Consider the following 19,515-nt stretch of genomic DNA (forward strand, 5'->3'; position numbering starts at 1 on the left):
CTTGGGATGGGCCAGGGCCGCAAAAACCTCGGCAAACAGAGCAAAGCGCACTGTATCCGTATTCATGCCGTCGCGCCCAGATTGACGGCCACGATGCGATCCATCTCGGCGGGCCGCTCGGGAATATTGGCCGTGAGTTCACGGATGAAAGCATCACGGTCGGTCAGGGACAGATAGGGGTCCCAGCGCTTCTCGAAGCCGATGGTGGAGGAGGGTTTGCCAGACAGCCCCGCACCGCAAACGCTGCCCGCCGCATGGCCGGGGAATATCTCCAGATCGTCGGGCAAGGTAAGCAGTTTGGCATGGATACTGTCGAATATCCGGCCCGCCATCTCCTCCGGGGTTCCTCCCAAATCGGGCCGACCGACCCCGCTGACGAAGAGCGTGTCACCGGTCAGCACAAACCAGGGGTCACTACTGCGCCGCAGATCACTGACCAACAGGCAGATACTATCAGGGGTATGGCCGGGGGTATGCAGGACTTTGGTGATGACATTCCCCGTTTCCAATACCTCGCCGTCCTGCAAACCCCGGATGGGGAAATGCACTTTGTCGGTATCGCTCTCGTGCATACAGTAAGGGGCACCGGTCAGCTCTGCCAGTTTCCGACCACCGGACAAATGATCGGCATGGATATGGGTGTCGATCACGAAGCTGATCTTCACAGCGGCCTTTTGCGCCTCCTCCATAAACCAAGCCTCATCACCGGCGACCACATCTACCGCCACCGCAAATCCCTTCCCGCCACAGCCATAAAAATAGGACAAGGTCCCGTCGGCACTGCTGCGTTGTTTGAAAAACATGGGTCACCTCATATTTAATAGTTAATAAATTATGCAATAATTAGACTAGTAAGACTAGTTCCCTTTGTCAACCTGAAGCTGAATCAGCCTGCCTCTATCGAAGGATCGCAAAATCCTCTTGCGCAGCGAGACACATCACTACACACTGCTCTGCAACTACCCTTGTATCCTCTCCTTATAATGATATGAATCTTATTCAGAATCTCCGAAGCGTCCTTATTAGGACAGAGACCTGTCAGGTTCTCTTTCCTGCGGTCTGACCTGTTTTGCCATCAATCGTTTATCCGCCTGCGCAACTCCTTTTGCTGAACATCAACAATTCGGTCACTGTTACGATATAGCCGCCGCATTCCTGCCGTAATTGGCTTCATATTCGGTATTCTTCACCAGCAGTGCCCAGATGGTTCTGGCCATCTTGTTGGCCTGTGCCACGACCACCACATTGTGGGGCCGTCGGCTGAGCAGTTTATCGATCCAGGGGTTTCGGTTCCTGATCTGGAAGTTCACGACCACGCGGGCTCCATGGGTGAGCAATGTGCGCAGATAGCTATCTCCCCGTTTGCTGATGCCCAGCAACCGGACCTTACCACCCGTCCCGCTCTGGCGCGGCACCAACCCCAGAAACGCGGCAAACTCCCGCCCGGAGCGAAAGGACTTCATATCCCCCACTGTGGCGATAATGGCGGTGGCGGTGAGCAGCCCCACACCGGGGATGGCCATCAACCGCGTCACGGCTTCCTGGCCTTTCTTCCACCGCATCAGGCGTTGCTCGATATCGGCAATGTCCTGGTCCATCTCGCCAAGGCGCTTTAACTGCTGACGTACCGTTTCCATCATCATCGGGGATACCGTACCTTCCAGATCCGCCAAAGCGTCAGGCACGGCTTTCAGTCCCCGCTGGCGACTCTGGGGTAGATCCGCACCGAATTCATACAGCAAGCCACGGATCTGATTCACCTGCATGGTGCGGATTTTGATCAGCTGCTCCCGCATGCGGTGCAAGGCCAGAATGGACTGCTGTTCTTCGCTTTTGACCGCCACAAACCGCATCTCCGGGCGTTGCACCGTCTCCCAGATAGCCGCCGCATCGGCCGCATCGGTTTTGTTGGTCTTCACGAAGGGGCGCACGAACTGAGGGGCGACTAAACGCACCTCGTGGCCGAGCTTGCGGAGTTCCCGGCTCCAATAATGCGCACTGCCGCAGGCTTCCATCGCGATGATGCCCGGTTCATGGTTCGCAAAGAACATCAGGAGCGCCCGGCGCTTCAACTGTTGGCGATGAATTTCGCCAGTTTCCATGTCCACCCAGTGCAATTGCATGACCTTTTTTGCCAAATCCAATCCATACGTTGTAATCTCCATGACGAGTCCTCCTTGTCCATACTGTGGAAAATTCCACCTTGGCACCTTGATGCCGTCCGGATCAAGCGGGGACTCCCTCATGAAACTCCCCGCTGCCGGTCCTGTAGGGGGAGGCATCCATTACATCTCTAAAACTGGTCAAAATTAGACGCTGTTACCTGGTCATTTTTAAACGCTGTTTGACAGCCCGAGCTGATGATCTGTCCGGTTTGGGCGGACTCATGGTCACTGCAGATCGCGGAACAGCCGTTCTCCCTCGGCATCCATCGGGCAGGGCGCCTGTTGCAGGATTTCCGCAACGCGCTGTTCCAGCATGTCCTGAAGCAGGTCCTGTTGTTCGAGTATGTCGGCATCAAACCCTGCGGCCAGGGCTTCGCTTGGAGATGGGGTGGATGCCTCGGCTTTATCGGGTGCGTGAATGGCCGGTTACGCTGCAGAGCGTTCCTTCGCGAGTCAGGCAACCAGAGCCCACGTATTCCGCTGGGATGGGGTGCGAAAGATTTAATGTGCCTCAGCTTGATAGGTCTCGACTTGTGTATTATATTGTGTACACATCGCGGCAGAAAGGAGGCGATCATGAGCCTGCGTGTAGGAGTGCGGGAATTACGCGACAAATTGGCCGAATATCTCGAAGCCTCAATGCCCATTGAGGTTACACGACATGGGCAGACCATCGGCTTTTACATCCCGGTTCCTAAAAAACCCAGCCAATCAGAAAGAGATGCTTTGCTCGAAGCAGGACGGCGAATGCGTGAAGAAATGGAACACATGGGTATCACAGAGGACGAACTGGTAGCGGGGTTCAAGAAATGGCGCAAAAAAGCTCATGCCGCGTAGGCGGTTGGTTGTAGACGCCAACATCCTGATTCGTGCTGTCTTGGGGCTGCGAGTACGATTGCTCATCGCCGATGCATGTGACAGGGTCAGTTTCTATGTGGCCGAAGAAAATTATGACGAAGCCAAGCACTACTTAGCAGAATTGGCCCCCGCCCGGGGGATATCCGAAGTGGTGTGGCGGGACGCGTTAGATACGCTTATGACGGCCATACAGTTGATTGGCCAGGAAACATTGTCGCCTGTAGAAATTGCCGCAAAAGCCAGAATTGCCCGGAGAGACGAACGGGATTGGTCGGCGGTAGCGGCGTCCCTGCTGCTGGATTGTCCGATCTGGACGGAGGATCGAGATTTCTTTGGTGCCGGTGTGGCAACCTGGACGACAGAAACCATATCTATATATCTTGATAGCTGCTGAAGGCTGCTCTGCCTCCATTAGGCTCTGATCGGCGGTACCAGACATTGGGTTACGCTAAAGTTTAGCTATCGGGAGGATTGGCTAGGCCCGAATTCTGGAGTGTCTGTGAAAGACTGATTGCGGTCATTCAACAGCGGAAAAATGACAACCGATTGGAAGTCAGCCCTGTTTCATGGAAATCTATCCAGAAAAATGCGCTGCTCGGCGATGGTCTACGAACCAGTAGGTCGGGAGTTCGACTCTCTCCGAGCGCACCAAAAAAAAGGCCCAGATTTTTCTGGGCCTTTTTTATGCTTACTTGCATTTTTTACCGTTGCTAAATCTCACCCTATTCAGACTCGACAACTCTCGAAGAAAAATTCTTCCTGGGCTACTTTAAGCGTGCTGAGCAACACTCAGTGGCTATCAGTGCCATCCCCTGCAGCGGCCCCTGACTTCTCCTTGGCCATCTCTGCCTTCAGCCGGGCGAGATCATCATCCACCCCGCTGCTGGCCCGTACCTGATCCATTTCCTTGTCCGTTTGACTGCGATGATCCAGAGGATCATTCAAAGCGCCCGATTCAATGAGTCCATCCATGGCGGTGGCCTTGGATTCCATCTGCTGAGTACGGTCCTGGGCCCGGCGCATGGCTTCGCCAGCATCATCCATGCCTTTGCCGATACCGGTCAGGGATTCACCCGCCTTGACTTCTGCCGAAGCGGCCGTCATTTCGCTTTTCATGACTTCTTTCTGGGTGCGGAACTGTTCAATATGATCCTGCAGTTTTTGTTCATAGTCCTGCAGCTTTTGGGATTGCGCCGCTACCGCATCGTGGGCTTCCTTGAGGCTCGCGAGCTTCTGCAGTTCAGACTGTTTCTGGGTCAGTTCGGCCCGGGCCAGATCTTCGCGATTGGCGGCCAGCGCAGTTTTGGCATCGGCATCCGCCTTATCTGCCGCTTTTTGCGCCTGCGCCATCTGGCTCTCCAGTGATACCTTTTCGGTAACCACATCCGCTAAATGGCGTTTGGTTTCCTGCAGATTGCTGATCATTTTTTCATAGGAAAGATCCAGGGTTTCCGAAGGATCTTCAGCATTATTGAGAAAATGATTGATCTTGCCCTGCAATATTTCCGAAGCATGCTTGAATAATGACATGAATACACTCCTTGCGATGACTATCGCGCTTTAATCGTTGACCGGGATGACCAGTTGCGGACTCAGACCGTCCACCAGAGCATCGGCATTTTCCATGGCCTTCACTGCCGTACCGACGGCAAAAAATTCGATGATATGGGGTTTCCAGTTATGGCTGCCTTCATGCAGTTGCACGCCGGTAATGCCGTCCGCCTGGGCTTCCTGGGCCTCATGCTGCATCCGTTCCATGGCCAGTTCGCGGGCGTCATACATGGCCTGGGTGAATTGCTCCATTTCCGTATTGCGGCCGATGTTGCCCATGGATTTCAGCAGCCCCTGATGCGCGACATGATACACACAGGAGCCCATGACCATTTCCATGGGTCGATACCCCGCCTGCAAGAGCATCCAGAAGTCCTGGCCACTGAGATCGCTGGTAAAAGGCTTACCACCGACCCCCTTGAAACCCGAGGCGCCACTGCGATGGGCAATAGCCGTACCAATGGCCATGAATTCGAGAATATCCTGATCCCATTCCATGCGCTTCACTTCCAGACGTACCCCGACGATCCCATCGGCTTGCAACAAGATAGATTCCTGTTCCATGCGGCTGATGGCCAGTTCCCGGGCCTGATACATGGCCTGGGAGAGTACATCCATTTCCATGTTCTGATTCCAGTTTCCATACTGGATACCCATGTGATAAATGCAGGAGCCGACCACCAGTCCCAAAGGCTCAAAGTTGGCCTTGCGCACCATCACAAATTCATTGACGGACAAATCTGAAGTAAATATACCTTCATGACTACCCTGGGAACGCAGCCCTTTGAGACGTTCCACGGCATGGGGAGCGAGATGTTCTGCACTATCGGTCATATCAAATCCTTTTTTAAGTGAGCAGCACGGGTCAAGGGATGATCCGCCAGCGATACCATGGCCAGCAGTTCATGTTGCGGCGGGTTTTTCGGTAAATAGCTGATGGCGGTGCCAATACTGATGTGGCGGCAGAGAAAGCGTTCGGGGTTGTCCTGATCAGCGGGCACCTTGAACATCTGGGTATAACTGGTGTGGCCGAGGACACCGGCGGCCATCTTGCGGCCATCCTCGCGCAGATCGTACAGTGCCCGGCGCCGGACATTTTCCTGAAAAGTGGAAAGATCGGTGATTTCCATATTCCAGTAGCGGGCCGCAAAAGGCGCCTGCTGCGCAGCCTGATCGGCAACGGTTCCCATCCACGGCATATACCAGTCAAAATTGGCGCCGATGGCGATGCCGACGGGAACTACGCCATCTTCCAGCAAGCGCACAAATTCCAGAGCCGATACGGTAGCCACCACAGGCACGGCCGCCGGAGGAATACCCGCCAGACGAATTGCCGTGCCGGTTACCCCGTAATCCATATCATCCCCTTCGCCGTGCCGCACTTTCATGCGCACATCGACAATGGCATTGGCACCCAGGGCAATGGCTTCCAGACGCATACGCTCGACGGCCGTATGCCAGCCATCGTAGTGCCCTTGGGTCCAGGAATAGCCAAAGTGATACCAGCAATTACCGGTCACCATACCAATAGGCTGAACGCCATGACTACGCTGCAAGAGCAACTCGGCGGCACTGGCCGTACTGATCCAGGGCAAATGTCCCTGACTGGTCTGAAACAGGCGACTTTGTACGAAATCGGGGAGGCGGTGCTGCTGCAGGGCCTGTTCCCACTCGGAATAGCGCTGCATTTCTTCGGGGGTTTGCGAACGAACCCCCTGACTCACGTTGTGTCCCAGATTTTCGGCCGCACGCTGGGCATCCTGGGCGACTTTTTCAATACCGTGTTTGATCTTGTCCCAAATGGACATAGCGCCTCCTTGGGCTTAGCCCATGAGAAAATCGTGCAATGTATTGCTGGCGCCCTGCATTTCACCGGATAAATCTCCGAGATCTTTCACCAGACTTTCCAGCCAGACAGCAAGGGGTAAATCCTCGTGTTTGAGGACCACACCACGGACCGTCTTGGCCCGGACTGTGGAAACATGTGCGCCATCCTGGGTCAGCAGATAATCATTGTTATCCGTATGAATGGTGATAATGTGAACATGACTGGTTTTGGCAAAAAAACCATCTTTTTTGCGTTGGACTTCGACCATGCCGGGCATATCCCCTTCCAGTCGAGCCGCCAATCCTTCAATAAAAGCCTTCATGTCGCTTTGTGCACGCCTGATCCAGGCGGTACTTTGGTCAAAATCTGTGCTCATGGAGGGCCTCCCACCCTTTTTTTGCCACAACGCCTTCCCGTAATACCTCCCCATAAAGGCAAAGGCTTTATTTCAGACCGCCAGCTTTGACTATAGTTCGCTTTTTTTTCAGGCGCGTTTTTTGGAGGTTACGGCTAATTCTGAAGATTGTTCGTGCAGTCGCTGCAATTCCGCAAATTGGCGATAGGTAGGACAGCTAACCAGCAAATCTTCATGGCTACCGAGGCCAATGAGACGCCCCTGATCCAGTACCGCAATACGGGAGGCATGGACGATGGTCGCCAGGCGATGGGCAGCCACCAGGGTAGTCCGCTGGGCGGTCAAGTTGGCCAGCGCCTCCTGAATCAATCGCTCGTTTTCGGCATCCAGTGCACTGGTGGCCTCATCCAGAATCAACACCCGGGGATTGCGCAAAATGGCACGGGCGATGGCAATGCGCTGGCGTTGCCCACCTGACAAGGTCACGCCTTTTTCGCCCACATGGGTTTGCAGTCTGGCTTCCAGTCGATCAGAAAATTCGTCCACCCGGGCGGCATGTACCGCCGCCTGTAATGCGGCCTCGTCGGCATCGGGTCGGGCCATCATAATATTTTCGGCAATGCTCATGGAGAAAATGACCGGATGCTGGGGGACCACCGCCAATTGCTGACGCAAGCTGCGCAGGGGCATGGCATCGATGGCGGTGCCATCCAGCAAAATTCGGCCTTCACTGGGTTGATAATGGCGCATGAGCAAAGAAAACACGGTGCTTTTACCCGCCCCGGAAGCGCCCACAAAAGCGACGGTTTCGCCGGGCTCCACATCCAGGGAAATATCCGTAATAGCGGGCACATCCGGCCGCGACGGGTAACGAAAAGCGACATGTTCCAAAGTCAAACGTGCGGGATAACGCAGCGAAAATGCAGGTATTGCGGGAAAATCCCCCGCCCGGTCTGGCGCGACAAATTCCGGTTTCAGGGCAGCGGGATCCCGGATATCGGGCAGTACTGCGCCGCCATGCTCCACTTGTTCGTCCAGCAGGGCCAGCAGACGTTCCGTCGCTCCGGCCAAACGCGACATACTGCCCCATAATTCCCCCAGGGAAGCCAGAGAAGTCGCCGCCATCAGGGCGTACAGCAAAAATGCAGCAAGCACGCCCATTCCTACCTGCTTTTCCAGCACCGCCAGCCCACCCAGGTAAAGCATGGCACTCAGCGCGAGAAATACCAGGCTACCCGTCAAAAAAGTGGACCATGACTGCACTTTCACCCGCGCCCAGACCTGTCCCAGCAAGAAGTGAATATCCCGGCGATAGCGGGTTTCGGTCTGGGGTTCGAGGGTCAGGGCCTGGATGACCCGAATGCCGTTGATGGATTCTTCCGTATGGGCGCTCAAATCCGCCAGATAATCCTGTTCCTTGCGGCTGTAACCGCGTTGCAGACGCCCGGAGCGCAGATTCACAAATACCAGCAGCGGCAAGGTGATCAGCCCCGGAATCAATAACTGGGGCATGGTAACCAGCATCATCACCAGAGCGCCGATCAGGGTGATCCCGCTTTGCAAGCTGCGCCCCAGCACCCCCGTCAAACCAAATCGCAAAATGGTGACATCACTGCTCAGTCGTGAAATGACCTCACCGGTGCGGAAGGTTTCATAAAAAATCGCGGGAAGATGCAAGGCATGGCTGAATACCGCCGTCCGCAAATCCGCCACCACCCCCTGCCCCAGCCAGGTGGCCAAACCATCGCGCAGGCCGCGCATGGCGACAGTAAACATGCCCAACAACAGGAGGGCTATACTGATCCAGAGCAGCGCCTGGTAACTATGAAAGCCTTTGTCCAGAATGAAACGCGCACCCTGGGGCAACACTAAAGAAGCCGCCGCGCTGAAGAGCATGGCCAGCAAATAAGCGGATAGCAGCAGCAGACGCGAACGCAGAAAGGGCTTGAGCTTCCAGAGTACCCAGAGATTTTTATTGACCGGACGCTGCCAGGGATTTTGAGCCACTTGTCACCTTGTCGGTAGATTTCAGGGATGCCGCAGTATACGCCTGCTGGCAGATTTTATCTTGCGGATAGAGGGTCTGCAGCAGGTCTTGATTGACCGGCAAGCGCCTCCCGCCGCAATATATCCAAAGTTTTCTCACGCCCTGGAAAATCCATGCAATCACTTGATGCGCTGAATCGTTATGCCATTCCCGAACATCTTTTTTTTCGCTTTGGTCCCGGTGGACAAATTTTTGCGGATATTCGCAATCGTAGCGCCAGCGCCAGTGTGTTCCTGCAAGGCGCCCACCTCACCGCCTTTCAACCACGTTCCCAGTACGACCCCCTGATCTGGCTTTCGGAAAAATCCCGTTTTGCCGTCGGCAAGTCCATTCGCGGCGGGGTTCCCGTCTGTTGGCCCTGGTTTGGTCCGCATCCCGATAATCCGCAATTTCCCGCCCATGGTTTTGCCCGCACCCATTTGTGGACCGTCAGCGACAGCTCCAGCAGCGCTGACAGCACCCGCATCATCCTGACTCTGGAACCCACCGAAGACACCCGGACGCAGTGGCCCCATGCAACTTCGGTGAGTCTGGAGATCGTAGTTTCCGAAACCCTGGAAATGCATTTGACAACCCACAATGGCGGCAGCGAAAGCATTGTCCTGGGTGAAGCCTTGCATACTTATTTCCAGGTAGGCGACATTCAGTCAGTTTATCTGGAAGGGCTGGATGGCTGTGAGTATCTCGACAAAACCATCGGTTTTACCCGCCAACATCAGGAAGGCAATATTACTTTTACCGGCGAAACCGACCGGATATACGTCAACACCCCAAGTGATTGCGTCATTCATGACCCGCGCATGCATCGCCGTATTCGCATCAGCAAGCAACAGGCAGATTCTACGGTAGTGTGGACGCCATGGGCCGACAAAGCTACCGCCATGGGCGACTTCACCCCGGAGGGATGGCGACAGATGCTCTGTGTGGAATCGGCCAATGCCGCCGAGAATACGCTGCAGCTGCAACCAGGCCAAACCCATACCCTGAGCGTACGTTACAGCGCTGAACCTCTCTGATAAAGCTCTTTTGCGCGAGGCCCGTGAACGGAACGCCTCGCAAAAGTTCTGGAAGCTACCCGTTCAAGCCGGGCGAGCCATCCAGGGCCGCATCCATTTCAAACGTAAACTGTTGCTGAGCACAAATACCGAAGACATGCCCATGGCCAGTCCCGCCAGCATGGGATTGAGCTGAAAACCCCAGGGTATCAGCACCCCTGCGGCCACCGGAATCAAAAGAATGTTGTAAAAAAACGCCCAGAATAAATTGCCACGAATGGTCGCCATGGTTTTTCGCGACGCTTGTATGGCCGTCACCAGTGCGGCCAGATCCCCATGGGTCAGGGTCAGGTCGGCAGTCTCCATCGCAATATCCGTACCGGTGGCCATGGCCAGACCCACATCCGCCTGAGCCAGAGCGGGAGCATCATTGATCCCGTCGCCCACAAAAGCCACCTTGCCCCCCTGACCTTGCAACTGCTTGACAATATTGGCCTTGTCCTGGGGGAGCACCTCGGCATGAAATATGGGCAATTGCAGGCTTTCCGCCAGCTGACGCGCCGCAGCCTGACTATCGCCGGTAATCATCACCAGACGCAAACCCATACGGGCCAACTGGCGGATGACGGCTGCCGCTTCGGGGCGCAGTTGATCTTGAATAACGATTTTACCCGACAGCTGCCCCTCCACGGCCAGATAAACCCGGGTTCCAACTGATTGCATATCCACCAGATCGCATGTGTCCGTGGCGATGCCCTGCTCCCGCATCCACGCCGCAGAACCCAGCAGCACCTGTTGACCCTGCACGATCCCCGCCACGCCGCGTCCGGGGGTAGCCTGAAAATGACTGACGGGGGGCAGGCTGATTTCCTTTTCCCTGGCAGCCCTGACAATAGCCTGTGCCAGCGGATGCTCCGAGGCTGATTCCAGAGCAGCCGCCAGTTCCAGAACCCGCCGGGGATTATCCGCCCTGATTTCCCCCAGCGTAGGCTTTCCCGAAGTCAGGGTACCCGTCTTGTCCAGACAGATCGTGTTCACCTGGGCCAGGGTTTCCAAGGCCAGCCCCCTGCGGAACAGCACCCCCAGTTCCGCAGCGCGCCCGGTGCCCACCATGACGGCTGCGGGAGTCGCAAGACCCATGGCACAGGGGCAGGCCACCACCAGCACCGCCACCGCTGACAACAGCGCGATGCTGATGGCCGGGCTCGGTCCCAGCAGCAACCAGAGGACAAAACTGAGCAGAGCAATACCGATGACCAGTGGCGTGAATACCCGGACCACGCGATCGGCCAGCCCCTGAATCGGCAATTTGCCCGCCTGGGCCTGCTCGACCATGCGAACAATATGCGCCATGACCGTATCCTGACCAACGGCCCTGGCTTCAATAATCAATCGTCCAGTGCCATTGACCGTAGCACTCATCACCGCGTCCCCGGCTTGCTTGTACTCGGGAAGAGGCTCGCCAGTCAGCATGGAAGCATCTACCGACGATTCTCCTTCCAGCACAATACCATCCACCGGCAGGCGCTCCCCGGGCCTGACCAGCAGATGATCCCCCGCCCGGATCTGATCTAAAGGTACCCGCTGCTCCTCTCCGTTCCTGATCAGCAGGGCATCTTTGGCCTGCAGGCTGGCAAGATGCCGAAGCGCCGCCGATGCCCGCCCCTTGGCCAGTTCTTCCAGATACTTGCCCAGAAGAATGGCGGCAATTACCACAGCTGCAGAGTCAAAATAGACGTGCCCCCCGACCTGCCGGAACCATTCCGGAAATATCAGCACCATCATGCTGAATAGCCAGGCGGCTCCGGTCCCTGTTGCCACCAGGGAATTCATGTCGGGGGACAAGTGGCGGTAGGCGATCAGCCCGGGACGGAAAAAACGCCGACCCGGACCTGCCAGCGCCAGCATCGCCAGCACCGCCTGCACCCAGTCCCAGAATCGGGGAAAAGGGGCGAGCTGCTGCAACCAGGTGCCCAACCCGGTAAAAAGCATGGGGCCCATGGCCAGCAGCAAAACGGGCAAGGCCAGCAGTACGGCCAATATCAAGTCAAAACGCATCTGCCGCAGTAAAGTGGTCTTGCGATCTTCCGGCGTGTTACCCGCGTCCATGGATCGCGCCGCATATCCCGCGTCAACAATGGCGGCAATCAGCTGCTGCGGAGTGGTACTCGCGGGCAGATAGTCCACCATGGCGCGTTCTGTGGCGAGGTTGACGCTGGCTGACAATACTCCGGGGACCTTGCCGAGTGCCCTTTCCACCCGGCTGCTGCAAGAGGCACAGGTCATCCCGTCCACCTCCAGTTCCGCACTGGCCACGACCACTTGATAACCGATCTCCGTAATCGCGGCGCTCAGCTCTTTCGGACTGATTTGCGCCGGATCAAAGTCCACCGCCGCCCGTTCGGTACTTAGATTGACTGTGGCCTGCACCCCCGGTAGACGATTCAAAGCGCGCTCCACCCGACTGCTGCAGGACGCGCAGGTCATGCCCTCGACACCGATTTCCAGATGTTTCATCTCGCTCCCATTCCACTATGTGAAGGCGACAAACCGTATATGATCACGGAACAGATCATATCCTTGTAGCCAGTTGTAATGTCAATCAATGCCCTCTGATCCCATGCAGACGCAGGTAGCGTTGCAAAACAGTTGATTTTACGTGAAGGATGCTTATCATTTGCGCTCTTGTGCGCAATGAGCGCACCCGCCGAAAATGATTGCTGGAGTTTAACATCGTGGATATTCGCCTCTCTCGCCGCGTCAGTGCGGTGCGCCCTTCACCGACACTTGCCGTTACTGCCCGGGCACAGCAGCTACGTCGCGAAGGGAAGGACATTGTCAGTCTTGGCGCCGGCGAACCCGATTTCGATACGCCGGAATATATCAAGGATGCGGCAATCCAGGCGATACAGCGCGGTTTTACCAAATATACCGCCGTCGGTGGCACTCCCGAGCTGAAAGCCGCCATCGTCGCCAAATTCGCCCGGGATAACCATCTCCACTATCAACCCCATGAGGTCCTGGTTTCGGTTGGTGGCAAACAGAGTTTTTTCAATCTTTGTCAGGCCTTGCTGGACAGCGGAGATGAGGTCATTATTCCCGCTCCCTACTGGGTATCCTATCCAGACATGGTCCTGCTCGCCGAAGCCTGTCCGGTGATCATTGATACCGATGCGACCCAGCATTTCAAAATCCTGCCTGAGCAGCTGGAAGCCAGCATCACCGAGAATACCCGCTTGCTGGTCATCAACAGTCCTTCCAATCCATCCGGTGTGGCCTACAGCCGCAGCGAGCTGGAAGCCCTGGGAGAAGTACTTCGCCGTCATCCCCGCATTCTGATTGCCAGCGATGACATGTATGAAAAAATCCTGTTTCAGAAAGAATCTTTCGTCAATATTGCCAACGCCTGCCCCGACCTGAAAGAGCGCTGCATCATCATGAATGGCGTATCCAAAGCCTACGCCATGACCGGCTGGCGGATTGGCTATTGCGCCGGCCCCAGGGAACTCATCACCGCCATGGACACTGTCCAGTCGCAAAGCACCTCCAATCCGACTTCCATCTCCCAGGTAGCCGCCCAGGCTGCCCTGGAAGGCGGAGATGCGGCCATTCATGAAATGGTACACGCCTTCCGCCGTCGCCATGATTACGTGTACGGACGCCTGCAAAGCCTCCCCGGTGTGGCCGTACTGCCATCGGATGGCACCTTTTACAGCTTTCCCGGCTTTCAGGAGCTGATGCAGGCCAAGGGCATAAAGGACGATCTGATACTGGCCGAGGCTCTGCTGGAGGCAGGCGTGGCTGTAGTACCCGGCTCAGCCTTTGGCACGCCGGGTCATATTCGTCTGTCCTTTGCGACCAGCGACAAAAATCTGGAAATGGCCCTGGATCGCATCGAACGCTTCGTAAAAAATTAGGACGGGCTGACGGTAATAGCCGCAGCAGCGCTGCGCGCCCTGCCCCGGGCTTCTTCCACATCGTCTCCGCAAGCGACTGCCACGCCTAGACGCCGGAGTTTTTGGGCCTGGGGTTTACCAAAAAGGCGAATATCACTTTCGGGCACCGCCAGGGCGGTGTCCAGGCCAGAGTAACAAGGCCCCCATCCGGTATTTTTACCGCGAATCACCGCCGAAGCCGAAGCCCTGCGAAACCCCGGATCCACCGGCAAACCGAGAATAGCCCGCAGGTGCAATTCGAATTCATTCTGACGCTGACTGGCCAGGGTGACCAGGCCGGTATCATGAGGCCGGGGGGACAGCTCACTGAAAATGACTTGCTCGCCCTGCACAAAAAATTCCACCCCGTACAATCCCCGACCACCGAGATTATCCGTCACCTGCCGTGCCATATTTTGCGCATCTTCCAGAGCCTTATGGGACATGGCCTGGGGTTGCCAGGACTCCACATAATCACCGGCTTCCTGACGATGACCGATGGGCGGACAAAACACCGTGCCATAAGCCGAACGCACCGTCAGCACGGTGATTTCAAAATCAAAATCCACAAAACCTTCGACAATGACTTTTTGCGCGCCCACCCGCCCGGCAGTTTGCGCCTCCTGCCAGGCCAGGGGTAATTCCGCTGCGCTGCGGGCCACCGATTGTCCCTTGCCACTGGAGGACATGACCGGCTTGATCACACAGGGGAAACCCAGTTCCGCCGCAGCCGCTTCCAGTTCCGGCAAAGTCCCGGCAAAGCGATACGGAGAGGTCGGCAGTTCCAGTTGTTCGGCAGCCAGACGGCGGATCCCTTCACGATCCATGGTCAGTTGCACAGCCCGGGCCGAGGGAATCACCATTGCCATATCCGAGTTTTCAATGTGCTCCAGGGCAGACGTAGCAATGGCTTCGATTTCCGGCACTACGTAGTGAGGCTGCTCGCGCCTGACCAGGGCCAGGATGGCTTCGGGATCAGTCATATCCAGCACATAGGCGCGATGAGCGACCTGCATGGCGGGCGCATCTGCATAGCGATCCACCGCGATGGTCTCGACACCCAGGCGTTGGGCAGCGATCAATACTTCTTTTCCCAGCTCTCCGGCACCCAGCATCATCAGTCTGGTTGCCGAAGCAGAACACGGAGTACCCAGTTTCATGCGGTTTTTTCCTTATGCAGAAAACAATGAAAGCAGAACAAGTCTATACTCAAAGCATATCATTTTCCCGACAGACGCAAACGCAAAGGAGTTGGACATGAGTAAACCCGCTATAGGCATGGTTGGTCTGGGACGGATGGGCGCCAACATGGCGCGACGTTTACATCTGAAAGGCATGAATGTCACGGTTTACAATCGCCATACCCAGAAGGCTGTCGATCTGGCCCAGGAAACCGGCATGCATGCGGTCAACACTCTGGAGGAGCTGGTCCAGAAACTCCCTGCTCCCCGGGTCATCTGGTTGATGTTACCTGCTGGCGAAGCTACTCAGTCTCATATTGACCAGTTGCTGCCGCTGCTCAGTAAAGAAGACATCCTGGTCAATGGCGCCAATGCGCTTTATGAAGATTCCATGGCCCAATCCGTCAAAGTCGAGGCCGCTGGGATACATTATGTGGATGCCGGCGTTTCCGGCGGAGTCTGGGGATTGAAAGAGGGCTACGCCCTGATGGTGGGTGGCAGTCAGGAAGCGGTAGCCCGGGTGACCCCCTTCCTCAAAGCCCTGGCCCCCGGAGAAGATCAGGGCTGGCTGCATTGCGGTCCGGTAGGCAGCGGGCATTTCGTGAAAATGGTTCACAATGGTATCGAGTACGGCATGATGCAAGCGCTGGCAGAAGGCTTCGCCATTTTGCAGGCCAAATCCGAGTTTGATCTGGACCTCGCCGCAGTAGCGGAGATGTGGCGCTATGGCAGTGTCGTGCGCTCCTGGCTGCTGGATCTGACAGCGGACACCTTGCAGAAAGATCAGGTTCTGGCCGACATTGCCCCAGTGGTGGCGGATTCCGGTGAAGGTCTCTGGACGGCCCAGGCGGCATTGGCCATGAAAATCCCGGCTCCGGTGATTACCCTCGCCCTGCAGATGCGCTGGGCGTCACAGGGGAAGGACGACTATGCGGCCAAACTTTTGGCCATGATGCGGAACCAATTTGGCGGCCATGCCGTACAAAAGGAGGGCTGAGTGGATAATCAGTGCATTTGTCAGTTTGTCATTTTTGGCGCCACCGGCGACTTGGCCTGTAAAAAACTGCTCCCGGCCCTATATCATCTGGAATGCGCCGGGATGATGCCCAAGGAGATGCGCATTCTCGCCTTTGGCCGGCGCCCCTGGGACGATCATGGCTGGCAGGACTTCCTCCGCGAACAGCTGGAAACCTACGCCGCTAATTATCATCCCGAGCACTTTGATGATTTTTGCCGGCATTTCAGCTATGTGCGTGGCGAAATTCACGACAAGGAATCCTATCAACAACTGCGCAGCGCCCTCACTCCTGAAGGCGCGGACAAACCGGCTGCCACCATATTTTATCTGGCGATCCGTCCCGCAGATTTTATTCCGGTCGTCCAGCAGCTCTCGGGTGCCGGATTCAATCAGGAGGGAGACTATCGCATTGTCATCGAAAAGCCCTTCGGAGATGATTTGGAAAGTGCCATGCGCCTCAACGAGCAATTGCACCGCCATTTTCGCGAGGAACAGATTTATCGCATAGACCACTATCTGGGAAAGGAAATCGTCCAGAACCTGCTGGTGTATCGCTTTGCCAACCTGGCGGTTGAGGCCCTCTGGAATCGCAATTATATTGACCATGTGCAGATTACCGTGGCCGAAAAGGGCGGTATCGAAAGCCGTGCCGGCTACTATGACCAGGCTGGCGCGTTGCGCGACATGCTCCAGAATCATCTGATGCAGATTCTGACCCTGGTGGCCATGGAACCCCCACCCTCCCTGGAAGCCGATACCCTACGCGACGAAAAAGTGAAGGTGCTCCGTTCCATTCGTCCCATTCCCAAATCGGCGGTGACCGCCTATGCCATGCGTGCCCAATATGGTCCGGGAGTCGTGGACGATCAGCATGTTCCCGGTTATCAGGACGAAGCCGGTGTTGAAACCAACTCCGTGACTGAAACCTATGTGGCCGCCAAATTTTACATTGATAACTGGCGCTGGCGCGGTGTGCCTTTTTATCTGCGTACCGGCAAGCGCCTGGAAAGCAAAACGTCCAGCGTCGCCATTCGCTTTCGCCATACACCGCAACAGCTTTTTCGGGAAACCAGCATCGAAAAAATCGAACCCAACTGGATTCTGCTCTCCCTGGAACCGGAAAGCCTGAAAACCGAAATCCAGATCAAGGAACCGGGCCTGGAAATGCGCGTCCGCCCGGTACAGCTCAATGCCTCCTATCGCAAGGATGGAGAACAGGAACTGGATGCCTATGAGGCCTTGTTGCTGGACGTTATGGAGGGCGACAAGGCGCTGTTTATTCGCTTTGACGAAGTAGAGTGGGCCTGGCGGGTGGTGGATCCGATCCTCAAGGCCTGGGGACGAGAGACGGATTATATCCTGACTTACCCCGCCGGAACCTGGGGACCCGATGAAGCGACCCGCATTATGGATAAAGAAGATCACTACTGGCGTAATCATCTCTAGCCAGGACCAGGGCGACAGCTTCCCGATAGGTTGTCGCCTTCTGAGAACAGTAAAAACCGTTTATTAATCAGTAGACAAGGTTTTCATCAAAAAAAACGTAGCCAAGCGTCTACAGCATTCGCTGATAAACCTTTCACAAAAACCCTCTCAATTTATTTTTATTCATTATTTATCAGCAGGATAAACAACGTGGCACAGTTCATGCTGTATGGCTGGAGTAGGTTATCTAACGATACTCAAGCAAGGAGCTACCATGAAAACCACGGAAAACACCATCATCCCCGAACGGGAGATTGCGCAACTCTCCGAAGTCATCAAGGCCATGTCTCATCCTTTGCGCTATAAAATCATCTGCCTGCTGGGGCGCGGCGAAATGAGCATGCAGCATCTGGTGAAGGCCATCAATACCAGTCACAGCAATGCCTCCCAGCATCTGGCTCTGCTCCAGGATTCGGGGCTGATTCTGGTCCGCAAAGTCGCCAGTCGGGTGTACTACCGGATTCGTGATCAGCGCACCCTGCGCCTGCTGGAAATCAGTCATCACGTCCTGGCCTGATAGGCTTTTACGCGAATTGTTGCAATGCGCGCCGCAGAAAATCTGCGGCGCTTTCGTTCAGGGCTGCAGTACCCAAAAAGCGACGCCATTCTCCGGCACCGGTAACTCCATAGTAAAGACCATGCAAATGGCGGCTCAGTCTTGGAGCCGGTAGTGCTTCTCCCCAGCTTTCGGTATAGGTCATCAGATCTTCGAGAATTTGTCCGCGCTCCGGTAACTGCGCGCGCCTGCCTAGGGCCATTTCCACCTCGGCCAGCAGCAGGGGGTTATGGTAGGCAGCACGGCCAATCATCACCCCGTCCACTAAAGGATACTGTTCAAGCACCGTGGCGGTAGTTTTGAAACCCCCATTGATTTCTATCTGCAGATGCGGGAAATCCTGTTTCAGTTGCTGTACCCAATCCCAGCGCAAGGGCGGGATTTCGCGATTTTCTGCCGGATTCAACCCCTTCAGCCAGGCATTGCGGGCATGAACAATAAAATGCCTGCACCCAGACTGCGCCACCCTGTCTACAAATTGCTGCAAGGCCGCATAACTTTCTTCCCGATCCAGACCCAGACGATGTTTGATACTGACCGCCAGGCCGCTATCTGCCAGGGCAGCCATCAACTCGGCCACATGTTCAGGGGTCGCCATGAGGCAGGCGCCAAAACTGCCTTTTTGCACCCGTGGCGAGGGACAACCCACGTTGAGATTGATGCCATCATATTGATATTCCCTGGCCAGCCAGGAGACACGACGCATCGCTTCGGGGTCATCCCCGCCCACCTGAAGAACCAGAGGATGTTCCGCTGCTGAATACTCCAGAAAACGTTGGGGGTCGCGTCCCAGCAAAAGGGCGTTGGTGGTCAGCATTTCTGTATAGAGCACGCAAGAAGGACAGATCAGCCGCAAAAAATGCCGGCAATGGCGATCCGTCCAGTCGAGCATGGGCGCAACCGATAATATCTTAACACTTGATTCTAGTGTATTTTTATTTATATTCATAAGGTTGACTCATATTCCCATCGTCCGAATTATGCCGTATTTTGCCGCATTAGCTTGTATTTTACCGTATCCGGTGTTACAAGAGTGCAACATGAAATCGTTTCCCCGTCCATGTTGCACCGGAGCACCAATTTGGCGACTATTGTCTCACGAAAACAGAAGGATGGTACCCTTCGTCATACCGCAACGATTCGTCTCAAGCGCAATGGGGAAGTTTTCCATTGTGAGAGCCGGACGTTCCATAAAAAAGCGGTGGCCAAAGCCTGGGCATTAGAACGCGAACATGCCCTTCGTGAAAACCCCGCAGAGGCTATGCGTCCTTCGACGGCGCTGCCCATTGGCAAGATGATTGATCGCTACATTGAGGAAAAGCAAACTGTCGAGCCGTTAGGCCGTACCAAGTTACAGCACCTGCTCCTCTTGCGGAGACTGCCCATTGCAGAATGCATGGCATCTGAACTTGATGCCCCGCGCCTTATCTCCCATATTCGTAGTCGCCGCGTGTCCGGAACAGGGCCATCCACCGTGCTCAACGATCTGATCTGGTTGCGGGTAGTCTATCGCTATGCACGCGCCGCCTGGGGCATACCAC

General features: G+C 55.7%; 18 protein-coding genes. 8 read left to right on the top strand and 10 right to left on the bottom strand.

What is annotated here, in order from left to right:
• Window positions 1-62: 62 nt before the first annotated feature.
• Both AC2VLR_RS02765 and AC2VLR_RS02770 read right to left on the bottom strand, forming a co-directional pair.
• Window positions 63-803, bottom strand: a complete 741-nt coding sequence (locus AC2VLR_RS02765) for an MBL fold metallo-hydrolase (RefSeq protein WP_486880760.1) — start codon at window positions 801-803, stop codon at window positions 63-65.
• A 330-nt stretch (window positions 804-1,133) separates the two neighbouring features.
• Complete coding sequence (locus AC2VLR_RS02770) at window positions 1,134-2,165, bottom strand: IS110 family RNA-guided transposase (RefSeq protein WP_486880761.1); 1,032 nt, start codon at window positions 2,163-2,165, stop codon at window positions 1,134-1,136.
• A 576-nt stretch (window positions 2,166-2,741) separates the two neighbouring features.
• Between AC2VLR_RS02770 and AC2VLR_RS02775 the strand changes: the two genes are divergently transcribed.
• Both AC2VLR_RS02775 and AC2VLR_RS02780 read left to right on the top strand, forming a co-directional pair.
• On the top strand, window positions 2,742-3,002 hold the full coding sequence (locus AC2VLR_RS02775; RefSeq protein WP_486880762.1) for a prevent-host-death protein: 261 nt from the start codon (window positions 2,742-2,744) through the stop codon (window positions 3,000-3,002).
• Window positions 2,992-3,417 (top strand): PIN domain-containing protein, encoded by a 426-nt coding sequence (locus AC2VLR_RS02780; RefSeq protein ID WP_486880763.1) that lies wholly within the window; start codon window positions 2,992-2,994, stop codon window positions 3,415-3,417. Before AC2VLR_RS02775 ends, AC2VLR_RS02780 begins: the two co-directional genes overlap by 11 nt.
• Window positions 3,418-3,812: 395 nt before the next feature.
• Here the strand turns inward: AC2VLR_RS02780 and AC2VLR_RS02785 are convergent, their stop codons facing one another.
• The 5 genes from AC2VLR_RS02785 to AC2VLR_RS02805 all read right to left on the bottom strand — a co-directional run bounded on the left by AC2VLR_RS02785 (window position 3,813) and on the right by AC2VLR_RS02805 (window position 8,764).
• Complete coding sequence (locus AC2VLR_RS02785) at window positions 3,813-4,553, bottom strand: PspA/IM30 family protein (RefSeq protein ID WP_486880764.1); 741 nt, start codon at window positions 4,551-4,553, stop codon at window positions 3,813-3,815.
• A gap of 30 nt (window positions 4,554-4,583) precedes the next feature.
• Window positions 4,584-5,408 (bottom strand): heavy metal-binding domain-containing protein, encoded by an 825-nt coding sequence (locus AC2VLR_RS02790; RefSeq protein ID WP_215844361.1) that lies wholly within the window; start codon window positions 5,406-5,408, stop codon window positions 4,584-4,586.
• Window positions 5,405-6,382: a heavy metal-binding domain-containing protein gene (locus AC2VLR_RS02795; RefSeq protein ID WP_486880765.1), complete on the bottom strand. Its 978-nt coding sequence runs from the start codon at window positions 6,380-6,382 to the stop codon at window positions 5,405-5,407. The genes AC2VLR_RS02790 and AC2VLR_RS02795 overlap by 4 nt, the downstream gene beginning before the upstream one ends.
• Window positions 6,383-6,397: 15 nt before the next feature.
• Complete coding sequence (locus AC2VLR_RS02800; protein ID WP_486880766.1) at window positions 6,398-6,778, bottom strand: hypothetical protein; 381 nt, start codon at window positions 6,776-6,778, stop codon at window positions 6,398-6,400.
• Between the two features lie 108 nt (window positions 6,779-6,886).
• Complete coding sequence (locus tag AC2VLR_RS02805; protein WP_486880767.1) at window positions 6,887-8,764, bottom strand: ABC transporter ATP-binding protein; 1,878 nt, start codon at window positions 8,762-8,764, stop codon at window positions 6,887-6,889.
• Between the two features lie 153 nt (window positions 8,765-8,917).
• Here AC2VLR_RS02805 and AC2VLR_RS02810 point away from each other — a divergent pair, with 153 nt between their 5' ends.
• Window positions 8,918-9,820: a D-hexose-6-phosphate mutarotase gene (locus tag AC2VLR_RS02810; RefSeq protein WP_486880768.1), complete on the top strand. Its 903-nt coding sequence runs from the start codon at window positions 8,918-8,920 to the stop codon at window positions 9,818-9,820.
• 63 nt (window positions 9,821-9,883) lie between these two features.
• On the opposite strand, the gene AC2VLR_RS02815 is transcribed toward AC2VLR_RS02810, so the two are convergent.
• Window positions 9,884-12,316 carry a heavy metal translocating P-type ATPase gene (locus AC2VLR_RS02815; protein WP_486880769.1) on the bottom strand — a complete coding sequence of 811 codons (2,433 nt, stop codon included), beginning with the start codon at window positions 12,314-12,316 and terminating at the stop codon, window positions 9,884-9,886.
• 218 nt (window positions 12,317-12,534) lie between these two features.
• On the opposite strand from AC2VLR_RS02815, the gene AC2VLR_RS02820 reads away from it, so the two are divergent.
• Window positions 12,535-13,716 (top strand): pyridoxal phosphate-dependent aminotransferase, encoded by a 1,182-nt coding sequence (locus AC2VLR_RS02820; protein WP_486880770.1) that lies wholly within the window; start codon window positions 12,535-12,537, stop codon window positions 13,714-13,716.
• Here the strand turns inward: AC2VLR_RS02820 and purT are convergent.
• The gene (gene purT, locus AC2VLR_RS02825) at window positions 13,713-14,894 is read right to left on the bottom strand and encodes a formate-dependent phosphoribosylglycinamide formyltransferase (protein ID WP_486880771.1); all 1,182 of its coding nucleotides are present in this window, start codon (window positions 14,892-14,894) and stop codon (window positions 13,713-13,715) included. The two genes, AC2VLR_RS02820 and purT, sit on opposite strands and share 4 nt — an antisense overlap.
• Between purT and gnd the strand changes: the two genes are divergently transcribed.
• From gnd to AC2VLR_RS02840, 3 genes are all read left to right on the top strand, one after another.
• On the top strand, window positions 14,893-15,912 hold the full coding sequence (gene gnd, locus AC2VLR_RS02830) for a phosphogluconate dehydrogenase (NAD(+)-dependent, decarboxylating) (protein WP_486880772.1): 1,020 nt from the start codon (window positions 14,893-14,895) through the stop codon (window positions 15,910-15,912). The genes purT and gnd overlap by 2 nt on opposite strands.
• Window positions 15,913-17,379 (top strand): glucose-6-phosphate dehydrogenase, encoded by a 1,467-nt coding sequence (zwf, locus tag AC2VLR_RS02835; RefSeq protein ID WP_486880773.1) that lies wholly within the window; start codon window positions 15,913-15,915, stop codon window positions 17,377-17,379.
• Window positions 17,380-17,632: 253 nt separating this feature from the next.
• Window positions 17,633-17,935 (top strand): ArsR/SmtB family transcription factor, encoded by a 303-nt coding sequence (locus AC2VLR_RS02840; RefSeq protein ID WP_101537189.1) that lies wholly within the window; start codon window positions 17,633-17,635, stop codon window positions 17,933-17,935.
• A 7-nt stretch (window positions 17,936-17,942) separates the two neighbouring features.
• On the opposite strand, the gene dusA is transcribed toward AC2VLR_RS02840, so the two are convergent.
• A complete protein-coding gene (gene dusA, locus AC2VLR_RS02845; protein ID WP_486880774.1) occupies window positions 17,943-18,923 on the bottom strand; it encodes a tRNA dihydrouridine(20/20a) synthase DusA in 981 nt (326 codons plus the stop codon).
• 132 nt (window positions 18,924-19,055) lie between these two features.
• Between dusA and AC2VLR_RS02850 the strand changes: the two genes are divergently transcribed.
• The coding region (locus AC2VLR_RS02850; RefSeq protein ID WP_486880775.1) for a hypothetical protein at window positions 19,056-19,515 on the top strand (460 nt) is incomplete at its 3' end.

The sequence above is a fragment of the Acidithiobacillus sp. TH-A117 genome, from assembly GCF_057473465.1.

Bases quoted from the DNA above. Each gene is read 5' to 3' on its own strand.
- AC2VLR_RS02765 (WP_486880760.1), bottom strand. From the start codon at position 803: ATGTTTTTCAAACAACGCAGCAGTGCCGACGGGACCTTGTCCTATTTT.
- AC2VLR_RS02770 (WP_486880761.1), bottom strand. From the start codon at position 2,165: ATGGAGATTACAACGTATGGATTGGATTTGGCAAAAAAGGTCATGCAA.
- AC2VLR_RS02775 (WP_486880762.1), top strand. From the start codon at position 2,742: ATGAGCCTGCGTGTAGGAGTGCGGGAATTACGCGACAAATTGGCCGAA.
- AC2VLR_RS02780 (WP_486880763.1), top strand. From the start codon at position 2,992: ATGCCGCGTAGGCGGTTGGTTGTAGACGCCAACATCCTGATTCGTGCT.
- AC2VLR_RS02785 (WP_486880764.1), bottom strand. From the start codon at position 4,553: ATGTCATTATTCAAGCATGCTTCGGAAATATTGCAGGGCAAGATCAAT.
- AC2VLR_RS02790 (WP_215844361.1), bottom strand. From the start codon at position 5,408: ATGACCGATAGTGCAGAACATCTCGCTCCCCATGCCGTGGAACGTCTC.
- AC2VLR_RS02795 (WP_486880765.1), bottom strand. From the start codon at position 6,382: ATGTCCATTTGGGACAAGATCAAACACGGTATTGAAAAAGTCGCCCAG.
- AC2VLR_RS02800 (WP_486880766.1), bottom strand. From the start codon at position 6,778: ATGAGCACAGATTTTGACCAAAGTACCGCCTGGATCAGGCGTGCACAA.
- AC2VLR_RS02810 (WP_486880768.1), top strand. From the start codon at position 8,918: ATGCAATCACTTGATGCGCTGAATCGTTATGCCATTCCCGAACATCTT.
- AC2VLR_RS02815 (WP_486880769.1), bottom strand. From the start codon at position 12,316: ATGAAACATCTGGAAATCGGTGTCGAGGGCATGACCTGCGCGTCCTGC.
- gnd (WP_486880772.1), top strand. From the start codon at position 14,893: ATGCGGTTTTTTCCTTATGCAGAAAACAATGAAAGCAGAACAAGTCTA.
- purT (WP_486880771.1), bottom strand. From the start codon at position 14,894: ATGAAACTGGGTACTCCGTGTTCTGCTTCGGCAACCAGACTGATGATG.
- AC2VLR_RS02840 (WP_101537189.1), top strand. From the start codon at position 17,633: ATGAAAACCACGGAAAACACCATCATCCCCGAACGGGAGATTGCGCAA.
- dusA (WP_486880774.1), bottom strand. From the start codon at position 18,923: ATGAATATAAATAAAAATACACTAGAATCAAGTGTTAAGATATTATCG.